Genomic DNA, 25,873 nt, shown 5'->3' on the forward strand with positions numbered 1-25,873 from the left:
AACGGGACAGGTCGAGCCCATCCCGTTTTTCGTGCGCAAAATTGGCCGAATTCTACCCGAACCACCCTTTTCTTTCAATCCGGTCGACGGAACCAGCCCGCCAGCTTCGGCGCGATGGCCGCCCCGGACTGCCACTGCGGATTCGACGGCGTCAGCCCCTGCTGGCGTTCACGCTCGCGCACCGTGCTGGCCGCACTGGCAAATGCCTCGCGCCAGCCCGGGGATTTGGCCAAACCGGCATACAATGCCTGACCAAAATCGGTGAATTCATTTTCATCGGCACAACCAAACGATGTATTGCGTGCATCAGCAGCGGTCATCACCAGGGTTTCCGGACTGGCCAGCGGTGCCAGATAGCCGCCGGAATAGCATGCCGAAACGATGATGATCCGCCAGCGCACGCCCACTTCATCCAGCGTTCGGCGCAACCAGCGGGGGTCTAGCTGCTCGAGCTCAACACCCGGATAGCTGAGCAGCAGCTGATGCCCGGGTGCAGCACTGCCGTGCGAGGTCAGATATAGCAGCAGCGCATCTTCGTCGCGATTCATTTGCGCCGCCATGCGCCGGATTGCCGCATCAATGCTGGTCAGACTCGCCATCGGCACCCCTTCCGGCGCCTGCGGCGAATTGGCCAACCACAGGGTATGCGCCTGTGAACCATATTTCTCAGAGATCAGCGAAGCATACCTACCACTCTCACGCAAAAACACCTGCTGATCGCCATCACCACCGACACTGATGGCAAACAATTCCGGACGCCCCGGTACGCCGGACGCCACGCCAGACAAACGCTCCTGCAGCACCGCAGCCTCGCTATACAGGCGCGACTCGGAAAGCCTCGCCGGCGGAGCAACATCCCCACCTTCTTGCACCTCCTCGGGCCAGGACCACAGCCGGCTGCTATCGCCGTACAGCCAGATCTGCGCCAGCGACACCAGCAGCAGCACCGCCACCAGAATCAGCGCCCGCCAGACCCCCAGCAACTGCCAGCGCACCAGGCAGAACGCCAGTGCCAGCAACTGCCACAACTGAATCAGCAGGTAGAAGACCAGCCCGCCCCACCCCTGCGCCAGTGCAGTCAACCCCGGGCTGACCCACACTAGCACGGGCAGGAACAGCAGCACCGTCAGCAGCATGCCCTGCGCCCAGTGCAGCTGCAATGCCACCCACCCCGCCGGACTATCCGCCCGTGCAGCCAGCAGACTGGTCAGCAGCAGCACCAGAAAGGCCTGCAACAACCAGCCCGGCAAAGCCCACCAGTTCAACTCACCCAGCCGATCTGCAAAGGCCAGCTGCCCAGCCAGCGCAGTCAGCAACAGCAAAGCCAGCAGCGGCAGCACCGGCCAACGCGGCACCGGCGCATCCCTGACCGGCACACGCAGAAAACACAGCGTGCGCAACGCGGTCGTGAAGGGCGTGGCCAGTGCCTGCCTCATGCCTGCTCCAGCAACGCCACGATGTCGTCGGCAATCGCCTCGGGCGCCGTCTGGGGGGCATAGCGGCGCACCACCCGCCCCTGCCGGTCGAGCAGGAACTTGGTGAAATTCCATTTGATTGCCTCACTGCCAAGCAGGCCCGGCGCCTCCTGCTTGAGCCAGACATAGAGGGGATGAGCCTGCGTCCCGTTCACGTCGATACGGGCAAAGAGCGGAAAGGTGACGTCATAGCTGGTGCGGCAGAACGCAGCGATTTCGGCCTCACTGCCCGGCTCCTGCCCGCCGAACTGATTACAGGGAAAGGCCAGCACGCTAAAGCCGCGCCCGGCAAACCGACGCTGCAGGGCCTCCAGCCCTTCGTACTGCGGGGTAAAGCCACAACGACTGGCCACATTCACCACCAGCAACACCTGCCCCTGCCAGGGCGCCAGTGAATTCGCCGTCCCATTGATCTGTGCGACCGAAAAATCCTGTAGAGCTGACACGCTGATTGACTCCGATTTGACGTATGCTTGCCAAACTATGCCACAACACACCGCAGAACAAGCCCAGATTGCCTACAGCGGCTTCGCCCATGCCGCACGGGCTACGCCTGCCGTGGCCACTCAGGCACTGCAACGGGCCCGCAGCCAGAGTCCGACACTGGCCCTGACCGGCAACTGGCGCGTCTGGCTGCTGCTCAGCTCGCATTTCCAGCATTGCGCCAGCGCCTGTGTCGAGCAAGTCGCCCGGGAAACCGGCAGCCTGAATGTCGTGGGCTGCCTAGCCAGCGGCGTATTCAGTGATGAGGACTGGTCACTCGACTCGCCAGCCGCCGTAGTGCTGCTGGAGCGCCTGCTGCCCAGCCATCCGCGCTGGCGCGTTACGCTGGCCGCACCAAATGCACTGGAAGGCGACTGGCAGCGCGACGGCAAGCTGCGTCTGGGCGGCATTGCCGGCGATGCAACCGGCGGCGGCCCCTACTGCCTGTGGCAGGGGCGCCACATCAGCGCCGGGCGCATCGACCTGCCCTGCCGGCAGCCACGCTGGCTGCTGGTCGACGGATTCATTCCCGACGGCCCGACCCACCGCGTCTCCGCCAGCGACGGCCTGCACGTCACCCGGCTCAACGGCCTGCCCGCCCTACCCCAACTGCAGCACTGGCTGCAGATGCACCAGCACGAGCGCGCCAGCATCGGCGCCCGCTGGACCCCCGCTGGCAGCCGCCACTCACGCTGGCTCGCACTGGTCGGGCAGGATGCGGCGCGCCAGAGCCTGCTGCTGGCAGCCGCCACGCACGCGGGCGACCGACTGACCTGGGGGCAACAGCATCCGGCACAGTCGGCTCGCCGCCTGAGTCAGGAACTGGCACGCTTCTACCGCCAGCGCCGCCCCGGATTCGCGCTGGCCATCGCCAACCAGCAAGGCGGCGCCTACAGCGGCGGCGGACGCGACCCGGTGTGGCAGGCACTGCGCGAAGGGCTTCCCGGCGTCCCCTTTGCCGGTTTCTACGGCAATGGCCAGCTGGCGCCCCTAGCCAAGGGGCTGCAGGTTCTCGACAATAGCGTGCTTGTCATCCTGTTTGACTGACCAAGGGAATCCACGATGTTGTTCAATCCAAGCCGGGAAGAAGCCCGCCGCTTTTTCATCCATGCCTGGCAGAAACACCTGCGCAACCAGCCCCTGGCCGACCTGGAGGCCGTGGTAGTCGATATTCTCGAAGCACACCCCGAATACCACGGTTTTCTGAGCGAGGATTACCTCGACCGGGACTGGCCGCCCGAACACGGTGACACCAACCCCTTTCTGCACCTGAGCCTGCATCTGGCCATTGCCGAGCAGTTGGCCATCGACCAGCCGGCAGGCGTGCGCGGCCTCTATAACGAGCTGCATGCCCGGCACGGCGATGCGCACAAGGCGCTGCACGACATGCTGGAATGCCTAGGTGAAATGCTCTGGCAGGCACAGCGGACCCAGAGCGCACCCGACCCGGCCGTCTACCTGAATGGCCTGAGGCAAAGACTGGGGCTGGAGCCACAGGCATACCCATAACCCCATATGCCCACTCCCCATAAAAACCCGAATCCATAGCGCAATACCCGTTAGTTCTTGCGCATGGACTCCAGATCGCGGATGCGCGCCTCGATGGCGGAAAGCAGGTAGAAATCATCGCCGGGCTGCTGCAAGGCCAGCTGGAACTGCTCCAGTGCCGGGGCATACTCCTGCAACCGGACATAGTATTCCCCCATGGCCTTGTGCTTCTGCATGCGCTTGTCCTGCAAGCCATAAACGCGGGCGGCCCGCAGATACAGCCAGGCGTCCCCCGGATACAGCGACAGGCTGTCATCAACCAGCGCCTGGGCTGCCGGCAACTGGCCAGCAGCCGTCAGCGCATCAATGGTGCCGTAGGTCAGCGCCCGGCTGCCGACGAACTGCGCCGCGGCGGCCTTCAGCAAGGCCACCGCCTCGGTATTGCGCCCCTGCCCCTGCAGGATCTGGCCGCCCAGGTACTCCAGCGCCGGATGCGATTTGCCGCCAAACACCGAGCGGGCCTTCTGCAGTGCAGCCGCTGCCTGCTCATAATCGTGTGCCTGGTAATAGGCGTAGGCCAGCCCGTAACGCGCAGCGGCCTCACTGGCATAGCGCTTGTCGGCCAGGGTTTTCTGGAAAAACTCGACCGCGTTGCGATTACCCAGTTGCTGCGCACGCAACTTCTCGCGCAAGAACAGAAAATCCGCCGAATCGGGAACCGCACGGAAGGGCTTGTCATCCAGCCGGCTCTGCGCATCGGCAATCCGCCGGTAGGTCACCGGGTGAGTGCGCAGAAATTCCGGCGCATTCGATTCGACCGCGCGGTTATGTTTCTGCAGGCGCTCGAAAAAGGCCGGCATGCTCGCCGGATCATAGCCGGCCGCCTGCAGCGTCTGCATGCCGATACGGTCCGCCTCCTGCTCGAAGGCGTAGGTATAGTCCAGTTGCTTCTGGACATTCATCCCCATCCCGACCGCCAGCGCCGCCCCCCCAAGATCACCCCGCCCGGCCTGCGCGGCCAGAATCGCCAGTCCCAGCGAGGCCAGCGACATCCACACGCCGGAGCGCGTCCCGTCCAGCAGCCGCGCGACATGGCGCTGGCTGACGTGGGCAATTTCGTGGGCCAGCACGCTGGCCAGCTCGGATTCGTGCTGCGACATGACAATCAGGCCGCTGTGCACACCAATATACCCCCCGGGCATGGCAAAGGCATTCACCGACTTGTCGCGCAAACCAAAGAAGGTATAGCGCGTATCACCAGCATCAGCAGCGTCCACCAGCCGATACCCCACCTGATTCAGATAGGCGACCACCTCGGGATCATCAATCATGGCGCCGCTGCGACGGATTTCCACCATCGCCGCCTGGCCGATCTCGCGCTCCTGCTGCGGACTGAGCGTCTGCGAGGACACATCGCCGATATCGGGCAGTGATTGCGCCGCTTGCAGCGGCGCGCCGAGCAGCTGACAGAGCAGCAGACCGCCCAGGACAGTAGTACGCAGGATTGCCAAAATCGCCCTCTCCTCCAAGACCGTGTTACAGCAGCTGCAATGCCAGTCCGGCCAGCAGCAGATAGCGCAGCGCCTTGCCCAGCGCCAGCCAGACGCATACCGCCCCCCAGGACCAGCGCAACCAGCCAGCCAGCCCGCACAGCGCATCGCCAGCCACGGGCACCCAGCTCAGCAGCAGGCTCACCGGCCCCCAGCGCTCGGCCAATCCGTACAACCGCCCCTGCCGTTGCGGCGCCGGCAGGCGCCGGCCAAGCCATACCGTCAGCAAGCCCCCAAGCACATTGCCCACGGTGGCTACCAGCACCAGCAGCAGCCAGTCGCGCTGCGTCTGCCCGAGCAGCGCCAGCAGCACCGCCTCGGAATTGCCCGGCAACAACGTCGCCGACAGAAAGGCCGAGGCAAACAGACCGGCCAGCAGCCAAAAGGTCATGCTGCGCTGACCACCACCGGTTCACCCGCATGCAGACTCAGCGCGGCAGACAGATCCGCGAAGAATTCACCTTCGCCGCGGGTACTGCACCAGCGCCCCGCCTGCCAGCGATAATGGAAACCGCCATTGCGGGCCGCCAGCCACAACTCCTGGTTCGGGGTATGCCGGTTGACGATCACCTTGCTGCCGTCATCACACTCCAGTTCCAGCACATTGCCGGCACGCAAGGAGTCGATATCGAGATCCTGTTCATCCAGACAGGTTTCAATGCGGGCAAATACCGCATCGGTCAGCACCAGGAATTCCCCTTCGGTCATGGCCTCATCCAATAGCATGGTAAAATCGCGATTTTGCACCATCTGCAGCGGCAAGCGGAGCCTTCATGCGCAAATTCATCCTGATCAGTCTGTCCCTTGGCCTGCTGGCCGCCTGCGGCTACAAGGGGGCGCTCTATCTGCCCGACAGCGAACAGGGCAAGAAACGCGCCGAGAACGAAAAGAAGCGCGCTTCAGCCGCCGCCGAGCGGGAGCAACGCGCCAAGGGCAGCGCCAGCGCCCCGTCAGGGCAGTAATGCAATAAAAAAGGCGGGATTGCTCCCGCCTGCTGGCTGACCTCGCGGGATCAGAATCGTTCCGGCAGCTTCTGCAACAGGATGATCCGCTTGTTCTCCAGCCGGATATAACCGCCGAAGACCAGCTCCTTGAGAATGCGCGCGATCATTTCGCGCGAGGAACCGACGCGGTCGGCAATCGCCTGCTGCGTCAGCGGCTCGGTCACCTGCTCCTGGCCGTCGACCTCGACTGCCAGCGACTCCAGCAGCGCCCTCAAACGACCATAAACATCCAGCAGCGCCAGATTCTTCATGGTGTAGGACAGGCGGCGCACGATGCCGGCCAGATTGACGATCAGCAGATCTTTGACATGCGGAAAGGCTTCCAGCGCCGCATGGAAATCGCTCTTGGTAAACATCAGGAATTCGCAGTCCTCTTCCGCCTGCGCCGACCAGCCACGCGGCTCGTCATCGATCAGCGAAATTTCGCCCATCGCAGTGCCGGGCTCGCCAATCATGAAGACGAACTCCTTGCCCTGGGCATCGCTGTGGAACATGCGCGTACGCCCATCAGTGAGGATATACATCGCGTCGGCCGGATCCCCTTCGCGGAACAGGAAACCACCCTTGGGAATATGGCGGCGCACCACGGCGCGCATCACATAATCGAGCTCTTCATCATTGAACCCGGCAAAGAGCGGAATGCTGCGTAACAGTTCTTTCATCGGATCATCCATGGCGTTATGGCACTTGGGCCGTGTTGTATTCGGGTTTAGAAACGTTCGGGCAGCGGCTGCAGCAGCACCAGCTGCCGATTGTCGATTCGGACATACCCGCCAAAAACAAGTTCTTTCATGATTTTGGCAATCATCTCGCGGGAGGCGCCAACCCGGTCGGCGATGGCCTGCTGGGTCAGCGGCTCGGACAGCATGGTGACGCCATCGCGCTCGACGGCCAGCCGCTCGAACAGTTGCCGCACCCGGCCGTAAACATCCATCAGCGCCAGACTCTTCACCATATTGCCCAGCGCACGGCATTTGACAATCATCGAGTGCAGCAGCTGATCCTTGATCTGCGGACAATCGTTGAGCAGGGTATCGAGGTCGCGGCGATGAATCACCAGCAACTCGCAATCATCCTCCGCCAGGGCATTGGCACCGAAGGGCTCTTCCAGCAGCATGGCGCCCTCACCGACCAGCGCACCACTTTCCACCGTTCCCAGCACGAACTCCTTGCCGGACTCGTTGGAGGCATAAAAGCGGATTCGCCCGGAGGCCACAATGCAAAACTGCTCCAGCAGCTCGCCGTCGGTATACAGCAGCTGCCCCTTTTGCAGCCGCCGGCGGATCGCCAGCGCCTCGATACGGGCCAGCGATTCTTCCGTCAGATTGGCAAAAATATCAAACGCGGTCAGCGGCGAAGCCTTGCTCATCAGTTGCTCCTGCCTTAGTGGGCTTCGGTTTTGGGGGCAGCCTTGGCATCATGGGCCGCAGCATCCTTGGCTTCGGTCTTGGGCTCTGCGCCATGCTCGCTGAATGACGAGGCCGCCGGCGCATCGACATCCTGCTTGCTCATCTGCGCATCGGGCGGCGGCGGAACGATGTCGATCTTCTTGCTGACCATGTATTCGTTCATTTCACGCCAGCCGGCGTAGATGTCGGCCTTGGCGATCTTGGGGTTGCGGCGGTAGCAGTCCTCCAGCGCCCGTCCGCTGTGCCGGCAGGCGGCGCCGATGGCTTTGCCGTTGGCCTGTTGTTTGTTCAGTGCCTGATTGATCTGGTCACACCCCTGCAGCGCCAGAACCAGGGGCAGCGCCAGCATCAGCTTACATAGTGTTTGCACAAGACAGCCCCTCGCTAAATCATTTCCCTAATGATTGTAAGCGAAGAAATACCGCTTGTGCAGTAATCACATTCCCCGATCCGCACCGCGCACCACACTGCGCCGGAATGGACTCGCCCTGCACTCAGGCGCGGTGCCCGCGCTCGATGCTCACGCCAACACGGGCCACTTCGGTGAGAATGCCCGGCTTCACCACCGTCACCTTCACCCACGGTGCGCCGAAGTCATGCAGGATCACGTGGGCGATGTGCTCGGCCAGCGCCTCGAGCAGCAGAAAATGCTGCTCGGCGAGCACGCGGCGCAGGTGCTGTACCAGCTGGTCGTAGTCAATCGTATCGCGCAGCTCGTCGGTCACGCAGGCGCGTGCCGAGGGCAGGCCGACATCCAGATCGATCTCGACCGCCTGCGGGGCGGTGCGTTCCCAGTCGTACCAGCCAATGACGGTACGGGCACGGATACCGTGCAAAAAGATGATGTCCACGCTACAAATGTCGCCAGCCTTGGCCGGCATCCTCAAGAATCGCTAGAATCCGAAGCTTTCGATTGTAATGGAATCGGCATGACCCCGCTTGTCCTTACCCTGCTTTGCACGCTGGCCGCCTATCTGCTGGGCTCGCTGTCCTTTGCGGTCATCGTTTCGCGCCTCTCGGGGCTGGCCGATCCGCGCACCTATGGCTCGAACAACCCCGGCGCGACCAATGTGCTGCGCAGCGGCAACAAAAAGGCTGCCGCGCTGACGCTACTGGGCGATGCGCTCAAGGGCCTGATTGCCGTCGGCGCCGTGCGCCTGCTGGCCGCGCCGCTGGGGCTCACGAACGAAGACATCGCGATTGCCAGCGTGACCGTCATCGTCGGCCACATGTGGCCGGTGTTTTTCGGCTTCAAGGGCGGCAAGGGTGTAGCCACCTCGCTGGGCGTGTTGCTGGCGCTCAATGGCTGGATGGGGCTGGCCGTGCTGGCGGTATGGCTGTTTGTCGCCAAGGTGATGAAAATCTCGTCGCTGTCCGCGCTGTGCGCGGCGCTGGTCGCGCCGCTCGCCTGCTGGCTGTTCACTCAGAACCAAAGCTGGCTGATGGCAGTATCCATCATCGCCGCACTATTGATCTGGCGACACAAATCGAACATTACCGGGCTGCTCTCGGGCAAGGAAGGCAAAATCGGCCAGAAAGCCGACCCGGGCAACTAATACTCTACACCCCATACTGCCGCAGGCTTTTCCAGAAAAAGCCTGCAGGCACATACTGATCAGTTCTCTTTCTGCTCACGCCGCCACTGCCACGGTGGCGTCGGGCTGCCATCCTGCCACAGGCCACGCTGCGCCGCTTTCGCTGCCTCCTCGGCAGCAACGAACTCCCGCAGCTCCCCCGCACTCAGATCCTTCTTGGCGTACTGCCGGTACACCCAGGCATAACCGGCGGCGACCTGCTCCAGATTCACATAGCGGCCATTCAGTCGCAGCTCGGCCACGCCACGGCCGTAGCGATCGACATCGGTAATCGTGGCCTCGATCTGCTGGCGATACACCATATCGGACAACGACTTCTTGGCCTGCTGGCCAAAAGCCTGCTTTTTCTCCGGGCTATCGATGTACGCCAGGCGCAGCTTGTATTCGACCCGTCCCTCGCCCAGCAAAGTGACCGTATCACCGTCGGAAACCCCAACCACTTCGCCCTGCAATACCATGCCGCGACTGAGCTTGCCCTTCTCTGCCGGCCCCTGCAGTTGCGGCAGGCAGGCCGCCAGCGCCAGCAACAGCACTACTGCCGCAACAATCCGCTGCGGCCAGCTGCGTGCACGCAGCAGCTGACTGAAACCACGCAGCACGCCGTTCATTTGCCGATTAGCCATGACAGCCTCCCTGTTCCGGCTTGGGGCGATACCACGGCGCGACGGCCGCCAAGACGAGAATACGCGGCCAGTCCAGCCCCCCGAGCATCGGCCGGGCGCTGAAGACGTCGTAATCCACCTGCTTCAGCTTCGTCAGCACCCGATCGGCCGACAGCACGATGGTGCGGATTTCCAGCCCCACACGGCCGGGCAGCGTCAGCCCCAGTGGCGAGCCGGCGCGCAGCATCTTCCAGGTGCGCTCGCACTGGAAGGCCTGCAGCCGGCGAAAGGCCGGCGTCGCCACTCCGGCGGCCAGATCGTCTTCGCTCACCCCAAAGCGCGCCAGATCGTCCTGCGGCAAATAGATCCGCCGGCGCGGCTTGTTGAAGTCGATGGCCACATCCTGCCAGAAATTCACCAGCTGCAAGGCCGAGCAGATGCCATCCGACATCGCCAGCTGGCGGCTGTCCATCTGGCCAAAGATGTGCAGCAAAATGCGTCCGACCGGATTGGCCGAACGGCGGCAGTAATCCATCACCTCGCCAAAATCCTGGTAACGCTGCTTGGTCACGTCCTGACGGAATGCCGACAGCAGATCCTCGAACAATTGCAGCGGAATCGCGTAATCGCGGATCACCGGCGCCAGCGCGGCGTAGCGTGCCGTCAGCGGATCCAGCCCGGCATCGATGCGCGCCAGCTCGGCGCTGCATTCGGCCAGCTGCGCCAGCCGCTCCTCGACGCTGGCCTCCCCTTCGTCGGCCAGATCATCGGCATGCCGGGCGAAGTGATACACCGCGGCAATCGGCTTGCGAAACCGTTTGGGCAGCAGCAGCGAGCCGACCGGAAAATTCTCGTAGTGTTCGACACACTGGTTGGGAGTCAGCCCGGCCAAGGTCCATTCCTTTTGAAAATCTGACACTAAATTGATGAACACAAAAAGCCTGCTATAGTGAGCAGGCAATGCAATTGCGCCATTCTAACCGACCGGAGATCGAACTCATGCTGAAAAAACTGCTCCTTGCCCTGTTTGCCGGCCTGGCGTTAAGCGCCGGCGCACTGGCCGCTGTCGACATCAACACCGCCAATCAGCAGCAACTGGAAAGCCTGAAGGGCATCGGCCCGGAAAAGGCCAAGGACATCATCGATTACCGCAGCAAGAACGGCCCGTTCAAGACCACCGAAGACATCATGAAGGTACCCGGCATCAAGGAAGGCACCTACGCCAAGATCAAGGGCGAGATCAGTGTCGGTGGCAAGGCGGCTGCGCCGGCAGCCAAAGCCTCGGCGCCTGCGGCCAAGGCATCGGCTCCGGCCAAGAAATAGCCCGCCAGCCGGCAGCCAGGCCCCGCCAAGGCGGGGCTTTTTTGCGCCCGTACTGGGGCTTTCCCTGCTGCCGCCCGCCGTGCGCAGCCGGTATGCTGGGCGAGCCTGCGCATTCCCCCGGCATTATTTCCGGATACGGCTTTGGCGCAGGGTGTTATAACAAAACCATCCGCTTACCCCTGCAAGGTCACCCCTTGATCGCACTAAGCCAGATTCACAAATCCTACCGCGTCGACGGACGCGACATTCCGGCGCTCAACGGCATCGACCTCACGGTCGCGGCCGGCGAAATTTTCGGCATCATCGGCCATTCCGGTGCCGGCAAATCAACGCTGATCCGCCTGATCAATCTGCTCGAGCGCCCCAGCGCCGGCAGCATCCGCATCGACGGTGCCGACATCACCGCCCTCGATGGCGCGGGCCTGCGCAGCTTGCGCCAGCAGGTCGGGATGATCTTTCAGCACTTCAACTTGCTGGGCTCGAAAACCGTCGCACGCAATATTGCCTTCCCGCTGGAAATCGCCGGACAACTCGGCCGCGCCGAAATCGACGCCCGCGTCGATGAACTGCTCGAGCTGGTCGGGCTGGCGGAGCACAAGCACAAATATCCCTCGCAGCTCTCTGGCGGGCAAAAGCAGCGCGTCGGCATTGCGCGCGCGCTGGCCAACCGCCCGAAAGTCCTGCTGTGTGACGAGGCTACCAGCGCGCTGGATCCGCAGACCACCCAATCGGTGCTGCAGCTGCTGGCGAAAATCAACCGCGAGCTGAATCTGACCATCGTGCTGATCACGCACGAAATGGACGTGATCCGCAGCATCTGCGACCGGGTCGCCGTCATTGATGGCGGCAAAATCGTCGAAATGGGGCCGGTGACGCAAGTCTTCCTGTACCCGCAGCATCCGACCACGCAGCGATTTGTCTCGGAGGCCGAGCACATCGACGAAACGGCACAGGCCGAAGCCTTTGCGCATGTTCCGGGCAAGGTCGTACGCATGACCTTCATCGGCGAGACCACCTACGAGGGCTTTCTGGGCAATGCCGCACGCGAGTTCGGGATTGATTTCAGCATCCTCTCCGGGCGCATCGAGCGCATCAAGGACACCCCCTGCGGGCAGATGCTGCTCGCCTTCACCGGCTGCGAGGCCGCACTGGCCGCCGCCTTTGCCCAATTCCGCAGCCGCGGCATCGACATCGAGGAGCTCCGCTGATGGACCTGAGTTTTCTGAGCGACATCGACTGGCCGGAAATCGGCACCGCCAGCATCGATACCCTGCTGATGCTGGGCGGCTCGCTACTGTTCACCGTCCTGCTGGGCCTGCCGCTGGGCATCGTGCTGTTCCTGACTTCGAAAGGCCAGCTGCTGGCCAACACGGCACTGAACCGGGCACTGGGCTTGGTCGTGAACGTGCTGCGCTCGATCCCCTTCATCATCCTGCTGATCGCGCTGATGCCGGTCACCGAATTCATCACCGGCACGCGCATCGGCCTGCTGGGCATGATTCCGCCGCTGGTCATCGGCGCCGCGCCCTTTCTGGCGCGGCTGGTGGAAACCGCACTGCGCGAAGTCGAGCACGGCGTGATCGAAGCGGCACAGGCCATGGGCGCCAGCACCCGCCAGATCCTGTGCGGCGTACTGCTGCCGGAATCGCTGGGCGGGCTGCTTGCCGGCATCACCGTCACCGCCATTACGCTGGTGTCCTACACCGCCATGGCCGGTCTGGTGGGCGGCGGCGGGCTGGGCGATCTGTCGATCCGCTATGGCTACTACCGCTACCAGACTGAAATCATGATGGTCACCATCGTGCTCTTGCTGGTACTGGTGCAGATCCTGCAGATGGCGGGCGACAAGCTGGTACAGCACTTCAGCCGCAAGTGACGCCACTAATAACCAATGACGCTGTAGTTATCGCAAATCAATCTTTTTGATTTTATAAGCCAATGATAATCTCCCTCTTCAGCAAAGGCGCGAACACAAATGTATGCGCCTGTACGCAAAAGCCTTAAAGGGCTGTAGCCATATACCCATCCCAAAAGGAAATGACGCCATGAAAAAACTCTTTGCTGTCGCCGCTGTTGCCGCCGCCTTTACGGCCTTCACCGCCTCCGCCGCAGAAAAGCTGACCGTTGCCGCCACGGCCATTCCGCACGCCGAAATCCTCGAATTCGTGAAGCCCGCACTGGCCAAGCAGGGTGTTGAGCTGAACGTGAAAGTGTTCACCGACTACGTGCAGCCGAACGTCCTGGTTGCCGAGAAAAAGCTCGACGCCAACTTCTTCCAGCACCAGCCCTACCTGAACGAATTCAACAAGGGCCGCGGCACCAATCTGGTCAGCGTGGCCGGCGTGCACGTCGAGCCCTTCGGCGCGTATTCCAGCAAGGTGAAAAAACTGGCCGACCTGCAAGAAGGCGCCACCGTCGCCATCCCGAACGACCCCACCAACGGCGGCCGCGCCCTGCTGCTGCTGGAAAAGGCCGGCGTGATCAAGCTGAAGGACAGCAAGAACATCCTCGCCACCCCGAAAGACATCGCGCAAAATCCGAAGAAGCTGAAATTCAAGGAGCTGGAAGCCGCCACCCTGCCGCGCGTACTGAACCAGGTTGACCTCGCGCTGATCAACACCAACTACGCGCTGGAAGCCAAGCTCAACCCGAGCAAGGATGCGCTGGTGATCGAAGGCGCCGAATCGCCGTACGTGAACATCCTGGTGGTGGAAGCCGGCAGCAAGGACAAGGCCGCGGTGAAGAAACTGGCCGCCGCGCTGAAAACCCCGGAAGTAAAGACCTTCATTCTGGACAAGTACAAGGGTGCCGTCGTACCGGCGTTCTGATCGCCAAAGCCGCATCGCCCTGTCGTTGCAGCCCAAAGCCCCGCATTGCGGGGCTTTTTCGTTGCACCCACCCCAATACCCAAACACGGATAGCGCCACAGCCCTTACCAGCAAATGGCAACAGCGACATACCCGCCACGGCCACCCGTTTCCTCTCGGACGGCATGCGGCTGATCGCCGAGCTGGAGCCCCACCTCAGCCGCAGCTACGGCTACCACCGCGCCCCCCCGACACCCCGTGCGGCAAGAACCTTTGCAGAGTGCCGTGCAGCCCGCTGGTGCGCACTTGATAGCTGCATGCGAGCCCTTGCCTCTGCCAGGCACTGGCACATCCCATCCCTCGCTCGGGAAAGCACTCCGAATTTTGCCTAATCAGGTATGCAGGATAGGACGGGCGAGCGGCGACAAGACCCCAAGGGAAATATGCCACAGTGTGCAGGTGCCTGATTATGCGACACTATGCGGACCCCTCAACTGTGATCTTTTGCAGCCGGGGTGGCCACTATCCACACTAACAAGGAGGAGACGTTGGACACACCGCAGACCAACACGGCACGTCGCCGCACCACATTGTCGATGCCGGTTTTCATCCCGAGCATCATCATCATCGCCAGCCTGCTGGCCGTCTGTACCTTCAACCCCAAAGCCGCCGAGGCGTTCTTTGCCGCGGGCCAGAGCTGGATCACCGGCCATTTCAGCTGGTTCTACGTGCTGGCAGTGGCCACCTTCCTGATCGTGCTGATCACCATTGCGATGAGCCGCTATGGCGACATCCGCCTGGGTGCGGATGATGCGCGCCCCGATTTCGGCTTTACCTCCTGGCTGGCGATGCTGTTTGCCGCCGGCATGGGCATCGGGCTGATGTATTTCGGCGTGGGCGAGCCGATGATGCACTTTCTGGCCCCGCCCAGCGCCGCAGCCGGCAGTAGTGCCGGTGCCCGCGAGGCAATGACCACCACCTTTTTCCACTGGGGCTTCCATGCCTGGGCGATCTACGCGATGGTCGGGCTGGTGCTGGCGTATTTCGGTTTCCGCTATCGCTTGCCGCTGACGCTGCGCTCGGGGCTGTATCCGATTTTCAAGGAGCGCATTCACGGGCCGATCGGCCATGCCGTGGATGTGTTCGCGCTGGTCGGTACCGTGTTCGGCATTGCCACGACGCTGGGCTACGGCGTGATGCAGCTTTCGGCTGGCCTGCACCGGCTGACCGGCTGGGATACCTCCGGCAATGGTTTTCTGTTCGGGCTGATTGCGCTGGTGGTGCTGCTGGCTGGCATTTCGGCGGCCACAGGGCTGGACAAGGGGGTGAAACGCCTGTCCGAGCTGAATCTGCTGCTGGCCATCGGCCTGCTGTTGTTCGTGCTGTTTGCCGGCCCGACGCTGGCGGTGCTGGGCATGTTCAGTGAGAACATCGGCAATTACCTTTCCAGCATCGTGCAGCTGACGTTCCGCACCTTCAGTTATGAAGCAGCCAGCTCGGAAGGCTGGTTTGGCGGCTGGACGATTCTGTACTGGGCCTGGTGGATTTCCTGGTCACCGTTCGTGGGGCTGTTCATTGCACGCATTTCGCGCGGGCGCACCATCCGGGAATTCATCATTGGCGTCCTGCTGGTGCCGACAGCCTTCAATCTGCTGTGGATGACCGTATTCGGCAATACCGCCATCTGGCTGGACATGCATTCCGCAGCCGGGGCGCTGGGTGCGACAGCGGGCAATGTCGATGCGCTGCTGTTCAATTTCTTCGATCTGCTGCCGTTCGCCGGCGTCACCTCGACCGTGGCCATCGTGCTGATCGGGGTGTTTTTCATTACTTCGGCCGATTCGGGTGCCTTTGTGATCGACAATATCGCCAGCCAGGGCAACGAACGCTCGCCCGTGTGGCAGCGTCTGTTCTGGGCGGCGCTACTGGGGCTGACCGCGGCGCTGCTGCTGGGGGCCGGCGGACTGAAGGCGCTGCAATCCATGACGCTGATCGCCGCACTGCCGTTTGCGATGATCATGCTGCTGCTGTGCGTCGGGCTGTGGCGGGGGCTCCTAGCGGATCGCCTGCATTTCTCGCGCGAGCTGTCGCCGGCGACCAATTTCTGGAATGGCCAGCTGTGGAAATCCCGGCTGGATCAGCTGCTGCGGCTGCCGGAAAAGGCGGATGTGGCAAATTTCATCCGCAATCAGGTCCAGCCGGCGCTGGCCGAGGTATCGGCCGAGCTGAACCGCCGGGGACTCACTAGCCGCGTCGAGCAGGCCGATGAGTACCAGATCACGCTGACAGTCCCGCAGGAAAACGGGCGGGATTTCGTTTACGGGGTTCAGACAGCGGCGCGGCCGGCTCCGGCATTCAATCCGCTGGCAGCAGCGCACAGCGGCCGGGGTGATGATCCGATCCATGAGCCGGTGACCTTCTTTGCCGATGGCCGCGCCGGGTACGACATCCAGTACCTGACCCGCCAGGAAGTGATTGCCGACGTGCTGCGCCAGTACGAACGCTATCTGCTGCTGGCGCAAAGCAGCGGCACGCAGCTGCTCAATTCCGCGCCGGGTCATACCGACTGATTGCGCATGGCGAAGCCGGGCCGAAACCCCGTATCATCGGGGCTTTCTGCCCGGCTTGTTCATTCATGGATATCTCCGCCATCCAGCAACAATTGCGCGCGTTCAGCGCCGAGCGCGACTGGGACCAGTTCCACAATCCGAAGAATCTGGCCATGGCGCTGTCGGTCGAGGCCGCCGAACTGGTCGAGCTGTATCAATGGCTGACGCCCGAACAGGCCGAAGCCGCCAGCCATGATCCGGCCTTTGCCACGCGGCTGGGCGAAGAGCTGGCCGACATCCTGCTTTACCTGCTGCGACTGGCCGACCGCACCGGCATCGACCTGCCGGCAGCCGTGGCCCGCAAGCAGCAGCTCAATGCGCAGAAATACCCGGCAGATGCGGTCCAGGGACAGGCCAAATCCGCGCTGAACAGCGGACAGCACCATTCATCGACCTGAAACGGCCGGGTGGCTCAAGTCCGGAGGATGGCTGCCGACAATGGGTAATACGCTGATCCGGCGTGATTATTTGTCTATCCGCAGCCTTGGCTATGCACCAGACTAAGCGGAGCAAGCACCAGGAGCGACCGCCATGAGCCTCACCCTTTCCAGCCTGAGCGTCGAACAACGCAGCAGCAGCAGTCTGAGCATCACCACCAGCCGCAGCAGCCCGCCTGCACCGGCGGAGCAGCCCGCCGGCGTACCCCAGGAGCAGGTGAAGCTGAATCAGGGCAGCAGCGAAGCACTGACCTATGACAAGCCGCGCACCACCGCCACACCGCCCGACATCATGGCCATGCTGGATGAGTCCAGCCGGAAGGCCGATGAAATGATCGGCATGATCCGCTCGCTGCTGGAGCAGCAGGGGCTGAAAATGGGTGAAGTGGTCAGCGGCCGCCAGCAGCTGAATGTTGATCAGGCCACCATCGACAAAGCCAAGGAGGCCATCGGCGAGGATGGCGAATTCGGCGTGCGCAAGGTGTCCGAGCGCATCCTCAGCTTCGCCAAGTTTGCCATGCAGGGTGATCCGGCCAATCTGGACAAAATCCGCGATGCCGTGAAGCTGGGTTTTGATCAAGCCAAAGAAGTGCTGGGCGGCGAATTGCCGGAGATCAGCAAGCAGACTTACGACACGATCATGGCGGAATTCGACCGCTGGGAAAAAGAAGGCCTGCCCGAAGGCGACAAGGTCGAGCTGCCCCGCAAGGGCAAGGATGGCGAAGGCAGCGCCGGCGGCGTTAGCGCCGCCTGATTACCCAGAAGGGTATGTTCACAAAGGTCCTTCAGGTAAAGATCTTCAAATACATACCCATCAATGCCAGTCAGCCTTTGCCAGCACACTGGCAAACTGACCGTGATCGACATTGGCGCCGGTCAGGATCACGCCCACCCGGCGGCCACGGTTGCGCGGGGCTTCCTGCATCGCGGCCGCCAGCGATGCCGCGCCAGCACCTTCGGCAACATTGTGCGTATCGGTGTACAGGCAGCGCATGGCCTCGGCGACCATGGCATCACTGACCGTAACAAAGTGACTGACGCCCTTGCGGATAATGGCCAGCGCCAGCGGATCGGGCGTGCGGCACGCCAGGCCGTCGGCCAGCCGCGTGGTTGCCGGGCAGGACACCGCCTGGTTGCTGGCAAACGACAAGGCATACGCCGGTGCATGCGCCGACACCACACCAACAATTTCGACGGCATGGCCAAGCGCGGCCTTGGCAGCCACCATGGCACAGATGCCCGAGCCCATCCCGACCGGGACGTAGACCACCTCCAGTCGCGGCTGCGCCTGCAGAAATTCCATGCAATAACTGGCCACCCCGGCGATCAGGTCAGGATGCAGTGCAGGAACCGCATGCAAGCCGGCGCATTCGGCATGGCGCTGCGCCAGCTCGCGGGCGGCCTGGAAGTCTTCGCCCTGCTCGATCAGCTCAACCCCCAGCGCCCTCATTGCGGCATTTTTTTCGCGGCTATTGCCATGCGGGACCACAATGGTGGCCGCCAGCCCCAGCCGCTGCGCGGCAAAGCCGATCGACTGGCCATGATTGCCGCGGGTTGCGGCGATCAGCCCGGCTGGCCGCTGCCGCTCAAGCAGGCGCTGCAGATAGACCAGCCCGCCCCGTACCTTGAACGAGCCGGTAGGCAAATGGTTCTCATGCTTGACCCAGACTTCGGCACCGAGCCGTTGCGACAGCTGCGGCCAGTTGTATTGCGGGGTAGCCGGCAGCAGCTCGCGCACCAGTGCGGCAGCGTTATCCAGTTCCTTGCGATCCGGCAGTGGCATGGCGCGCTCCTTGAGTGATGTGTATGCTGCATTGTGTATGCATCGAACAGGTAAAGTGTCTGCATGACAACGTGGATTCCTGATCTGAGCCGTTTTCCAGGCCCGGTGTATCGCGGCATCGTGGCCGCGTTGGCTCATGATATTGATACCGGGCGGCTCCCCGCCGGCAGCCAGCTGCCACCGCATCGCCTGCTGGCGGATTTGCTGGGCGTGAATGTCAGCACCGTGACGCGTGCCTACAAGGAGGCCGCCAGCCGGCACCTGATCGGCGGCGAACACGGACGAGGCACCTATGTGCTGGGGCATGCCGACAGCCTGAACCTGTTTGCGCTGGCCGACCGCGGGCGGCTGATTGATCTTTCGACCAATACCCCGGCGTATCCGCAGCACGACGACGATCTGCAACAAGCACTGGCCGCACTGCTGGCGCGTGGCGATGCCGGGCTGCTGCTGCATTACCAGAGCAATCTGGCCTGGCAGCAGCAGCGGCTGGCAGCGGCACGCTGGCTAGCCCTGCGCGGCATGCCAGCCAGTGCCGAGCGCATCATTCTCTGCGGTGGCGCGCAGCATGCCGTTGCCTCCGCACTGGCGCTGCACAGCCGGCGCGGCGACACGATTCTGGTTGAAGCGCTGACCTACCCGGGCATGATGGCGATCGCCCGCCAGCTTGGCCTGCAGCTGCACCCGCTGGCGATGGATGCCGCCGGAGTGCGCCCGGATGCACTCGATGCCGCACTGAGCCAGCGCATCGGACGCATCGCGGTATTGATGCCGACCCTGCACAATCCGACCACGATCACCATGCCAAGCGGGCGCCGCCGCGCGATCGCCGAAGTGCTTTCCCGCCACGATGCGCTCTTGATCGAAGAGGATGTATACGGGCAGCTGCCGACCGACGCGCCACCGCCAGTGGCCACACTGCTGCCACAGCAGGTGATCTATGTGACCAGCCTCTCCAAGAGTGTCGCCCCAGGCTTGCGCTTTGGCATCCTGCATGACCCCAACGCCAGCCGTCAGACACTGGACGATGCCCTGCACAACACCAGCTGGCTGGTCAGCCCGCTGGCGGCACAGCTGGCCTGCAACTGGATCAACGATGGCACCGCCGAGCGCCGGCTGCACTGGCAGCGGCAGGAACTGGCTGCGCGACAGGAAATTGCGCGCAATGCGCTCGCGCCCCTGACCGGACAGGGCATTCACTTTGATTTGCCCGATGCCAGCCCGCACGGCTGGCTGCGACTCCCTGCCGGACGGGATGCCGAACAGACCCAGCAGCAATTACGCCAACAGGGTATTGCCTGCTCAGCCGGCTATCTATTTACCGTTCAGCGACATACCCCATGTAACGCACTGAGAATCAGCATCGGCGCAGCGAATGGCCGTGATGACCTCGCCCGGGCGATGCTGCTGCTGCAAGCGCAGCTGGCCGGCTAATACGGGACAACTCCCGGACAGCGCTGCAAGCACTTCGGTGGTAAAGTGGGTGCGCCAAGACCAACCCAGCCCGGCCAAATGCCGGCCAGTTCATGATCATCAAACGCAGTCTGAAAGCCATTCTCGCCACCTGGTTCGCCGGGTTGCTTGCCCTGCTCCCCCTGATTCTGACTATCTCGCTGCTGGGATGGGCTGCCAATCTGCTGTATCAGTACATCGGCCCCGGCAGCAAGATCGGCAAGCTGTTTGCCTATCTGGGCCAGCATTTCGTCAATAATCCGCTGCTGGAATACCTGCTTGGCAGCGTTCTGCTGATTGCCGCCATCTACCCGCTCGGCGTACTGGTGCAATCACGATTGAACCGGCCACTCACCCGCCTGGTAGACAGCACACTGCGCAAGATTCCGCTCTTTGGCAATCTCTACAATCTGGCGGATCGTTTTGTCAGCCTGCTCGACCAGAAACAGGATGCCGATATTGGCGCCATGAGCCCGGTCTGGTGTTTTTTCGGCGGCGAGGGGGTTGCCGTACTGGCGCTGCTGCCCAACCCGGAGCCGGTGGAGCTGGAAGGCCGCAACTACCTGGCGATTCTGGTTCCCACCGCGCCGGTGCCCATTGGCGGGGGCTTGTTGTATGTTCCCAGTGAATGGATCCGCCCGGCCCAGATTGGCGTCGACCGCCTGACGAGCATCTATGTCTCGATGGGCATCACCCCGCCCCCGGCACTCGAGAAAGCCCTCGCGGCACAGAAAGTACAGGCTGGCTAGCAGCCAATGAAAACGGGGTGCATCTGCACCCCGTTGATACCGCCGGATTCCGCTGTCCTGCTTACTGCCTCACTTCAATGCACAACCTTGTATCAAACAATCGGCGTTGAACAAAACAGACTGCTCAGGAACTGCGATGACCAAAGATCGATGCCTCCACCTTACTGCAAACTACGCACGCTTTGTGCTCCTGCCACGGATGGCAGCGAATCGGGAGGCTTGCGGTACTTCATACATCCATACATCGACTACCTGTATCCAACTGCAACATCTACTGCAAACACTGCAACTGCTTCAGCAGGAACCCGGTTACGGCAACCCTTGGGCGGGTCAGCTTAGGCGGCCACGCAGGCCGCGTCACGAAACTGCGAAATGCTCAACTTCAAGCTTTCCTCCTTCCGTGTGTTATCGATGCATTTCCAACTTAGCCCACGACTGACACGAATACCAGCCGAAAAACGCGCCAAAACGACCGTCTGTCAGGCATTCATTCCCGCCACATAGCCGGACGACCAGGCCCACTGGAAGTTATACCCGCCCAGCCAGCCCGTTACGTCGACCACTTCACCGATAAAGAACAGCCCTGGCACCTTGCGTGCCATCATGGTCTTGGATGAGAGTTCGTTAGTGTCGACCCCACCGCGCATGACTTCGGCCTTGCGGTAGCCCTGCGTGCCCGATGGAATGAACTCCCAGTGGTGCAGCCGTTGCAGCAGCGCGGCCACTTCTTTGGGGGCAAGCTGCTTGAGCGGACGCACCTCGTCCCCCAGTATCGCTTGCGCCAGCCGGCGCGGCAGATGCTCGGCCAGCAGATTAAGCACTGACTTGTCGCGTCCGGCATGCGGAAAAATCGCCTCATCATCGAGCCCCGGCAGCATGTCGATCACGATGGCTTGCCCGGGCTGCCAGTAGCTGGAAATTTGCAGAATGGCCGGCCCGGAAACCCCCTTGTGCGTCAGCAGCATGGCCTCGCGGAAGGTAATGTCCGCTGTGGAGGCCGCGCTGTGCTCCAGCGCGATCCCGGCCAGCTCCCCCCAGAGATCGGCCGGCTGAAATGTCAGTGGCACCAGTGCGGCCGCAGTGGGTATAAGCTGCAAACCGAATTGTTTTGCTATATCCAGGCCAATACCTGTTGCCCCTATCTGCGGAATGGACAGGCCGCCGGTGGCGACGACCAGTGACTGGCAATGCCAGTTTTCCCGGGATGTACGGACGATGAAGCCGCCATCCGGATGCGCTTCGACGTCGAATACCTGTGTCGCCATGCGCCAGAGCACCCCGACCGCATCGGCTTCGGCTTTCAGCAGGGCAATGACGGCATCCGATCCCTGGTCGCAGAACAGTTGCCCCAGTGTTTTTTCTGTCCAGGAGAGCCCATGCTTCTGCATCAGTGCCATGAAATCATGCTGGGTGTATTGCTTGAGCGCCGATTTGCAGAAATGCGGGTTGGCCGACAGAAAACACTCGGGACGCACGTACAGATTGGTGAAGTTGCAGCGTCCACCTCCGGAAATCCGGATTTTCTCGGCCAGTCGCTCGGCGTGATCGATCAATACCACCTGCCGCCCCATCTGGCCTGCCGTCGCTGCACACATCATGCCCGAGGCACCGGCGCCAAGAACCACCACATCGATCTGCTGCATTGTGTTTACCCCGCGTGCATTGCTTACCCGTGCGCAATAAAAAACCCCGGCATGGTCACCGGGGTTTCTGCCTGTTTCGCCACCCGCTGGTGGCTCCGATCAGGCGGCCTGTTCCAGACCGAAAGCCTTGTGCAGTACGCGCACGGCCAGTTCCAGATATTTCTCGTCGAGCACCACCGAAATCTTGATTTCGGACGTGGAGATCATCTGGATGTTGATGCCTTCTTCCGCCAGGGTGCGGAACATGGTGGAGGCTACGCCGACATGCGAGCGCATGCCCACGCCGACGATGGAGACCTTGCAGATCTTGTCGTCGCCGCTGACTTCACGGGCACCAACGTGCTTCTTCACTTCTTCCAGCACCTTCAGTGCACGCGGGTATTCACCCTTCGGTACGGTGAAGGAGAAATCAGTCGTGCCATCCTGACCGACGTTCTGGATGATCATGTCCACGTCGATGTTGGCATCGGCCACGGGGCCGAGGATCTGGTAGGCAATGCCGGGCTTGTCCGGTACGCCGATCACGTTGATGCGGGCTTCGTCACGGTTGAAGGCGATGCCGGAAATGACTGGTTTTTCCACGGTAGAGTCTTCCTCGAAAGTGATCAGCGTGCCCTCGCCTTCTTCCTGGAAGGAGGACAGCACGCGCAGTTTCACGTTGTACTTGCCGGCAAATTCGACCGAGCGGATTTGCAGAATCTTGGAGCCAAGGCTGGCCAGTTCGAGCATTTCCTCGAACGTGATGGTCTTGAGCTTGCGGGCTTCCGGCACGACGCGCGGATCAGTGGTGTACACGCCGTCAACGTCGGTGTAGATCTGGCATTCGTCGGCCTTCAGCGCCGCGGCCAGCGCCACGCCGGAAGTGTCCGAACCACCACGACCCAGTGTGGTGATGTTGCCCTGGGCGTCGACACCCTGGAAGCCGGCAACGATGACCACCTTGCCGGCATTCAGGTCGGCGCGCATGTTAGCGTCGTCGATGTGCTGGATACGGGCCTTGGTGTGCGCGGAATCGGTCAGGATCTTGACCTGGCCGCCGGTATAGCTGACTGCGTCAACGCCCTGCTCTTTCAGCGCCATGGCCAGAAGGCCGATGGTGACTTGCTCGCCGGTGGAGACGATGACGTCCAGCTCGCGCGGATCGGGCTGGGACTGGATTTCCTTGGCCAGTGCGATCAGTCGGTTGGTTTCGCCGGACATGGCAGAAACAACGACCACGAGATCGTGCCCCTGCGCCTTGAATTTGGCCACGCGCCGCGCCACGTTCTTGATGCGGTCGGGAGAGCCGACCGACGTGCCGCCATATTTCTGGACAATCAGTGCCATGATGCAACCTGCTGGTTGATAAGTGTTTCAAAATAAGCCCGTCATTCTAATGCAACACGCCATGCTTGTGCGAGCCACAGACCGACTGTGATGCAAAAAAACTCAGGCAACTGTGAAGGGGACACGGGGCGCCACAGCACACAGCAGCTCGTACGCAATCGTACCTGCGGCGGCGGCGACCTCATCGACGGAGAGCGAGCGACCCCAGAGTTCGACCGGGCTGCCGATGCCTGCAGCAGGAATCGGTGTAAGGTCAACCGCCAGCATGTCCATCGAAACACGGCCGAGCAGCCGCGTGCGCTGGCCGGCGACCAGCACCGGCGTTCCCGTACCGGCATGCCGCGGATAACCATCGGCATAGCCACAGGCCACCGTACCAACCCGCATGTTCCGGTCTGCCACAAACGTTGCGCCATAACCGACAGCATCCCCGGCATGGAGTTCCTGCACACCGATGATCGCGCTCTGCAAGGTCATGACCGCGCGCAGGCCAAGACTCTGTGCCGACCGATCGGCAAAGGGAGAGCTGCCGTACAGCGCAATCCCGGGACGCACCCAATCGCCGCGGGCCTGCGGGTAGGCAAGCAGCGCAGCCGAATTGGCCAGGCTGACCGGCACATCCAGCCCGGCGATAGCGGACCGGAAGCGCTCATACTGGACAGCGATCCCTTTGTCCGGCTCATCCGCTGTCGCAAAGTGCGTCATCACCGTCACGGCTGCGACTGCCGGAAGCTGCCGCACTTGTCCGACCAGCTCCGGGGCACGCTCCGGCGGAAACCCCAGCCGGTTCATGCCGGTATTGAGCTTGAGCAGCACATCCACCGGGGCTGGCAATTTCGCCTCCCGCAGCCAGGCCAGCTGGTGCTCGCCATGCACGGCGCAGCCAATCCGGTACTGGCTGCAGATTTCCAGCTCGCGGGCGGCAAAGACCCCCTCCAGCAACACGATCGGCTGGGTATAACCCTGCTCGCGCAAGTGGATGGCGCTGTCGAGCTCCAGAGTGGCCCAGCCATCCGTATTGGCAAGAGCGGGAGCCACTCGCGCCAGCCCATGACCGTAGGCATTGGCCTTGACCACCGACAGCACCCTTGCACTCCCCGCTCGCGCCTGCAGTTGCGCAAGATTATGGGTCAGTGCAGTGGAATCGATCGTGGCATGAAGTGGCCGGGACATTGTCAGCAAGCAGTGAGAGTGGGCAAGTGCCGAGTATACTCCTGCGCAGCGGATGCTCCACTGCCCGGCTTGCGGAAAACGCGGCGGAAAGTGCTAAGGCGATTTGCTGCCGGAAATTGGCGCAGGCTCAAGCCCGAGTTCATCCAGCCGCTTGCGCCAGACCGGGTCTCCAGCCAGCAGCGCTGGCAAGGCTTTCACATAGGCGGCCAGCTCGGCATCCGCCGGATTGGTAAACAGAAACCGGTCATAAGCATTGCGCGGCTTGCTGGACCGATAGCTGCGCACAGGCAGATCGGGATGCTGCCTTTTCAGCCAGCCATAAGCACTGGCGGGGATGAAGGTTGCATCGATCCGCCCGGCCATCAGCTTGCGCACATTGGCTTCGAGGGTGGAAACATCCTCACGGGCAATGCGTCCGTCTGCAATCCAGTCGTCCAGCTCGGCATAGCGATGCCCCAACAGCCCCCCGAGTCGGCGGCCCTGCAAGGTTTGCGGCCCCTCCCACTCCAGCGGCAAATCCGCACGGAACAGCACCAGATCCGCGTCCCGCAACAGGGCCGGCGACCAGCTGTAACGCTGCTGGCGTTCGTCGGCAAACCAGACAGGATTGGCCCAGCTGACCACGCCACGCCATTGGGGTTCCTCCAGCAGACTACTGATCCGCTTGCGCGGCACCATCTGCAGGGTGAACGTAAACCGCCCCCCGGACAGCGCGCCCATCCGCTCGGCCAGCAAAGGACTCAAGCCACCGGAAAACTCTTCGGGGAGGACAAACGGAGGATATTCGTAGTAACCATACAGCACGACTGCCCGCGGCGCGGCTTCGGCGATGGCCAGCCAGAATGATGCAAGCAGCAAAAGCAGGGCACGCACAGCTTTCTCCGGAACGATGCAGCTACCAGTATGGCCCACCCCTGTAACAAGACCAGCCCGCTGACGCTCATTCAGCATACATAGCCATGTAT

At 62.3% G+C, this 25,873-nt stretch carries 28 protein-coding genes and 2 pseudogenes; 14 read left to right on the plus strand and 16 right to left on the minus strand.

The window, feature by feature from the left end:
* Window positions 1-74 precede the first annotated feature (74 nt).
* Both INR99_RS12490 and INR99_RS12495 read right to left on the minus strand, forming a co-directional pair.
* Window positions 75-1,436, minus strand: coding sequence for a C13 family peptidase (locus INR99_RS12490; protein WP_194116679.1), 1,362 nt, complete (start codon window positions 1,434-1,436; stop codon window positions 75-77).
* Complete coding sequence (locus INR99_RS12495; RefSeq protein ID WP_194116680.1) at window positions 1,433-1,921, minus strand: glutathione peroxidase; 489 nt, start codon at window positions 1,919-1,921, stop codon at window positions 1,433-1,435. The genes INR99_RS12490 and INR99_RS12495 overlap by 4 nt, the downstream gene beginning before the upstream one ends.
* 37 nt (window positions 1,922-1,958) lie before the next feature.
* On the opposite strand from INR99_RS12495, the gene INR99_RS12500 reads away from it, so the two are divergent.
* Both INR99_RS12500 and INR99_RS12505 read left to right on the plus strand, forming a co-directional pair.
* Window positions 1,959-3,005, plus strand: coding sequence for an FIST C-terminal domain-containing protein (locus tag INR99_RS12500; RefSeq protein ID WP_194116681.1), 1,047 nt, complete (start codon window positions 1,959-1,961; stop codon window positions 3,003-3,005).
* 15 nt (window positions 3,006-3,020) lie between these two features.
* The gene (locus INR99_RS12505; RefSeq protein ID WP_228098285.1) at window positions 3,021-3,467 is read left to right on the plus strand and encodes a DUF1841 family protein; all 447 of its coding nucleotides are present in this window, start codon (window positions 3,021-3,023) and stop codon (window positions 3,465-3,467) included.
* Window positions 3,468-3,517: 50 nt separating this feature from the next.
* On the opposite strand, the gene INR99_RS12510 is transcribed toward INR99_RS12505, so the two are convergent.
* Genes INR99_RS12510 through cyaY form a run of 3 tightly spaced genes read right to left on the minus strand, consistent with a single transcriptional unit; the run spans window position 3,518 to window position 5,704 of the window.
* Window positions 3,518-4,957 (minus strand): M48 family metalloprotease, encoded by a 1,440-nt coding sequence (locus INR99_RS12510; protein ID WP_194116682.1) that lies wholly within the window; start codon window positions 4,955-4,957, stop codon window positions 3,518-3,520.
* Between the two features lie 25 nt (window positions 4,958-4,982).
* A complete protein-coding gene (locus tag INR99_RS12515) occupies window positions 4,983-5,387 on the minus strand; it encodes a YqaA family protein (protein ID WP_194116683.1) in 405 nt (134 codons plus the stop codon).
* Complete coding sequence (gene cyaY, locus INR99_RS12520) at window positions 5,384-5,704, minus strand: iron donor protein CyaY (RefSeq protein ID WP_194116684.1); 321 nt, start codon at window positions 5,702-5,704, stop codon at window positions 5,384-5,386. The genes INR99_RS12515 and cyaY overlap by 4 nt, the downstream gene beginning before the upstream one ends.
* A 65-nt stretch (window positions 5,705-5,769) precedes the next feature.
* Between cyaY and lptM the strand changes: the two genes are divergently transcribed.
* The gene (gene lptM / locus INR99_RS12525; RefSeq protein WP_194116685.1) at window positions 5,770-5,958 is read left to right on the plus strand and encodes an LPS translocon maturation chaperone LptM; all 189 of its coding nucleotides are present in this window, start codon (window positions 5,770-5,772) and stop codon (window positions 5,956-5,958) included.
* A 50-nt stretch (window positions 5,959-6,008) separates the two neighbouring features.
* Here lptM and INR99_RS12530 read toward each other — a convergent pair whose 3' ends face one another.
* The 4 genes from INR99_RS12530 to INR99_RS12545 all read right to left on the minus strand — a co-directional run bounded on the left by INR99_RS12530 (window position 6,009) and on the right by INR99_RS12545 (window position 8,260).
* Window positions 6,009-6,662: a Crp/Fnr family transcriptional regulator gene (locus INR99_RS12530; RefSeq protein ID WP_228098286.1), complete on the minus strand. Its 654-nt coding sequence runs from the start codon at window positions 6,660-6,662 to the stop codon at window positions 6,009-6,011.
* A 47-nt stretch (window positions 6,663-6,709) separates the two neighbouring features.
* On the minus strand, window positions 6,710-7,369 hold the full coding sequence (locus INR99_RS12535) for a Crp/Fnr family transcriptional regulator (RefSeq protein WP_194116687.1): 660 nt from the start codon (window positions 7,367-7,369) through the stop codon (window positions 6,710-6,712).
* 14 nt (window positions 7,370-7,383) lie between these two features.
* Window positions 7,384-7,779 carry a hypothetical protein gene (locus INR99_RS12540; RefSeq protein WP_228098287.1) on the minus strand — a complete coding sequence of 132 codons (396 nt, stop codon included), beginning with the start codon at window positions 7,777-7,779 and terminating at the stop codon, window positions 7,384-7,386.
* Between the two features lie 124 nt (window positions 7,780-7,903).
* Window positions 7,904-8,260 carry a dihydroneopterin aldolase gene (locus INR99_RS12545; protein ID WP_194116689.1) on the minus strand — a complete coding sequence of 119 codons (357 nt, stop codon included), beginning with the start codon at window positions 8,258-8,260 and terminating at the stop codon, window positions 7,904-7,906.
* A 78-nt stretch (window positions 8,261-8,338) separates the two neighbouring features.
* Here INR99_RS12545 and plsY point away from each other — a divergent pair, with 78 nt between their 5' ends.
* Window positions 8,339-8,965: a glycerol-3-phosphate 1-O-acyltransferase PlsY gene (plsY, locus tag INR99_RS12550; RefSeq protein ID WP_194116690.1), complete on the plus strand. Its 627-nt coding sequence runs from the start codon at window positions 8,339-8,341 to the stop codon at window positions 8,963-8,965.
* 59 nt (window positions 8,966-9,024) lie between these two features.
* On the opposite strand, the gene INR99_RS12555 is transcribed toward plsY, so the two are convergent.
* Together INR99_RS12555 and hpnC are read right to left on the minus strand one after the other, a co-directional pair.
* The gene (locus INR99_RS12555) at window positions 9,025-9,627 is read right to left on the minus strand and encodes a thermonuclease family protein (RefSeq protein WP_228098288.1); all 603 of its coding nucleotides are present in this window, start codon (window positions 9,625-9,627) and stop codon (window positions 9,025-9,027) included.
* On the minus strand, window positions 9,620-10,489 hold the full coding sequence (hpnC, locus tag INR99_RS12560) for a squalene synthase HpnC (protein WP_194116736.1): 870 nt from the start codon (window positions 10,487-10,489) through the stop codon (window positions 9,620-9,622). The genes INR99_RS12555 and hpnC overlap by 8 nt, the downstream gene beginning before the upstream one ends.
* Before the next feature lie 116 nt (window positions 10,490-10,605).
* Between hpnC and INR99_RS12565 the strand changes: the two genes are divergently transcribed.
* The 8 genes and pseudogenes from INR99_RS12565 to INR99_RS12595 all read left to right on the plus strand — a co-directional run bounded on the left by INR99_RS12565 (window position 10,606) and on the right by INR99_RS12595 (window position 17,536).
* The gene (locus tag INR99_RS12565) at window positions 10,606-10,929 is read left to right on the plus strand and encodes a ComEA family DNA-binding protein (RefSeq protein ID WP_194116691.1); all 324 of its coding nucleotides are present in this window, start codon (window positions 10,606-10,608) and stop codon (window positions 10,927-10,929) included.
* Between the two features lie 194 nt (window positions 10,930-11,123).
* Window positions 11,124-11,855 (plus strand): annotated as a pseudogene (locus INR99_RS17935) (methionine ABC transporter ATP-binding protein); the annotation flags it as partial.
* Between the two features lie 66 nt (window positions 11,856-11,921).
* Window positions 11,922-12,137 (plus strand): NIL domain-containing protein, encoded by a 216-nt coding sequence (locus tag INR99_RS17995; protein ID WP_308431492.1) that lies wholly within the window; start codon window positions 11,922-11,924, stop codon window positions 12,135-12,137.
* Window positions 12,137-12,805, plus strand: coding sequence for a methionine ABC transporter permease (locus INR99_RS12575; protein ID WP_194116693.1), 669 nt, complete (start codon window positions 12,137-12,139; stop codon window positions 12,803-12,805). The genes INR99_RS17995 and INR99_RS12575 overlap by 1 nt, the downstream gene beginning before the upstream one ends.
* Before the next feature lie 169 nt (window positions 12,806-12,974).
* Entirely contained in the window at window positions 12,975-13,757 is a 783-nt protein-coding gene (locus INR99_RS12580) for a MetQ/NlpA family ABC transporter substrate-binding protein (protein ID WP_194116694.1), read from the plus strand.
* A 527-nt stretch (window positions 13,758-14,284) separates the two neighbouring features.
* A complete protein-coding gene (locus INR99_RS12585) occupies window positions 14,285-16,306 on the plus strand; it encodes a BCCT family transporter (RefSeq protein WP_228098291.1) in 2,022 nt (673 codons plus the stop codon).
* A gap of 65 nt (window positions 16,307-16,371) precedes the next feature.
* Window positions 16,372-16,743, plus strand: a complete 372-nt coding sequence (locus INR99_RS12590) for a nucleotide pyrophosphohydrolase (RefSeq protein WP_194116695.1) — start codon at window positions 16,372-16,374, stop codon at window positions 16,741-16,743.
* Window positions 16,744-16,876: 133 nt separating this feature from the next.
* A complete protein-coding gene (locus tag INR99_RS12595; protein ID WP_194116696.1) occupies window positions 16,877-17,536 on the plus strand; it encodes a hypothetical protein in 660 nt (219 codons plus the stop codon).
* A gap of 60 nt (window positions 17,537-17,596) precedes the next feature.
* On the opposite strand, the gene INR99_RS12600 is transcribed toward INR99_RS12595, so the two are convergent.
* The gene (locus INR99_RS12600; RefSeq protein WP_194116697.1) at window positions 17,597-18,565 is read right to left on the minus strand and encodes a threonine dehydratase; all 969 of its coding nucleotides are present in this window, start codon (window positions 18,563-18,565) and stop codon (window positions 17,597-17,599) included.
* A 63-nt stretch (window positions 18,566-18,628) separates the two neighbouring features.
* Here INR99_RS12600 and INR99_RS12605 point away from each other — a divergent pair, with 63 nt between their 5' ends.
* Both INR99_RS12605 and INR99_RS12610 read left to right on the plus strand, forming a co-directional pair.
* A complete protein-coding gene (locus INR99_RS12605; RefSeq protein ID WP_194116698.1) occupies window positions 18,629-19,999 on the plus strand; it encodes an aminotransferase-like domain-containing protein in 1,371 nt (456 codons plus the stop codon).
* A gap of 92 nt (window positions 20,000-20,091) precedes the next feature.
* Window positions 20,092-20,766: a DUF502 domain-containing protein gene (locus INR99_RS12610; protein ID WP_228098292.1), complete on the plus strand. Its 675-nt coding sequence runs from the start codon at window positions 20,092-20,094 to the stop codon at window positions 20,764-20,766.
* Between the two features lie 479 nt (window positions 20,767-21,245).
* Here the strand turns inward: INR99_RS12610 and INR99_RS12615 are convergent.
* From INR99_RS12615 to INR99_RS12630, 4 genes and pseudogenes are all read right to left on the minus strand, one after another.
* Window positions 21,246-22,418, minus strand: a pseudogene (locus INR99_RS12615) (BaiN/RdsA family NAD(P)/FAD-dependent oxidoreductase); the annotation flags it as partial.
* A 90-nt stretch (window positions 22,419-22,508) separates the two neighbouring features.
* A complete protein-coding gene (locus INR99_RS12620; protein ID WP_194116700.1) occupies window positions 22,509-23,735 on the minus strand; it encodes an aspartate kinase in 1,227 nt (408 codons plus the stop codon).
* A gap of 102 nt (window positions 23,736-23,837) precedes the next feature.
* A complete protein-coding gene (alr, locus tag INR99_RS12625) occupies window positions 23,838-24,908 on the minus strand; it encodes an alanine racemase (RefSeq protein WP_194116701.1) in 1,071 nt (356 codons plus the stop codon).
* A gap of 93 nt (window positions 24,909-25,001) precedes the next feature.
* The gene (locus INR99_RS12630) at window positions 25,002-25,781 is read right to left on the minus strand and encodes a substrate-binding periplasmic protein (RefSeq protein ID WP_194116702.1); all 780 of its coding nucleotides are present in this window, start codon (window positions 25,779-25,781) and stop codon (window positions 25,002-25,004) included.
* Window positions 25,782-25,873: the final 92 nt, after the last annotated feature.

It is taken from the genome of Chitinilyticum piscinae (assembly GCF_015223195.1).
Lineage (GTDB): Bacteria > Pseudomonadota > Gammaproteobacteria > Burkholderiales > Chitinibacteraceae > Chitinilyticum > Chitinilyticum piscinae.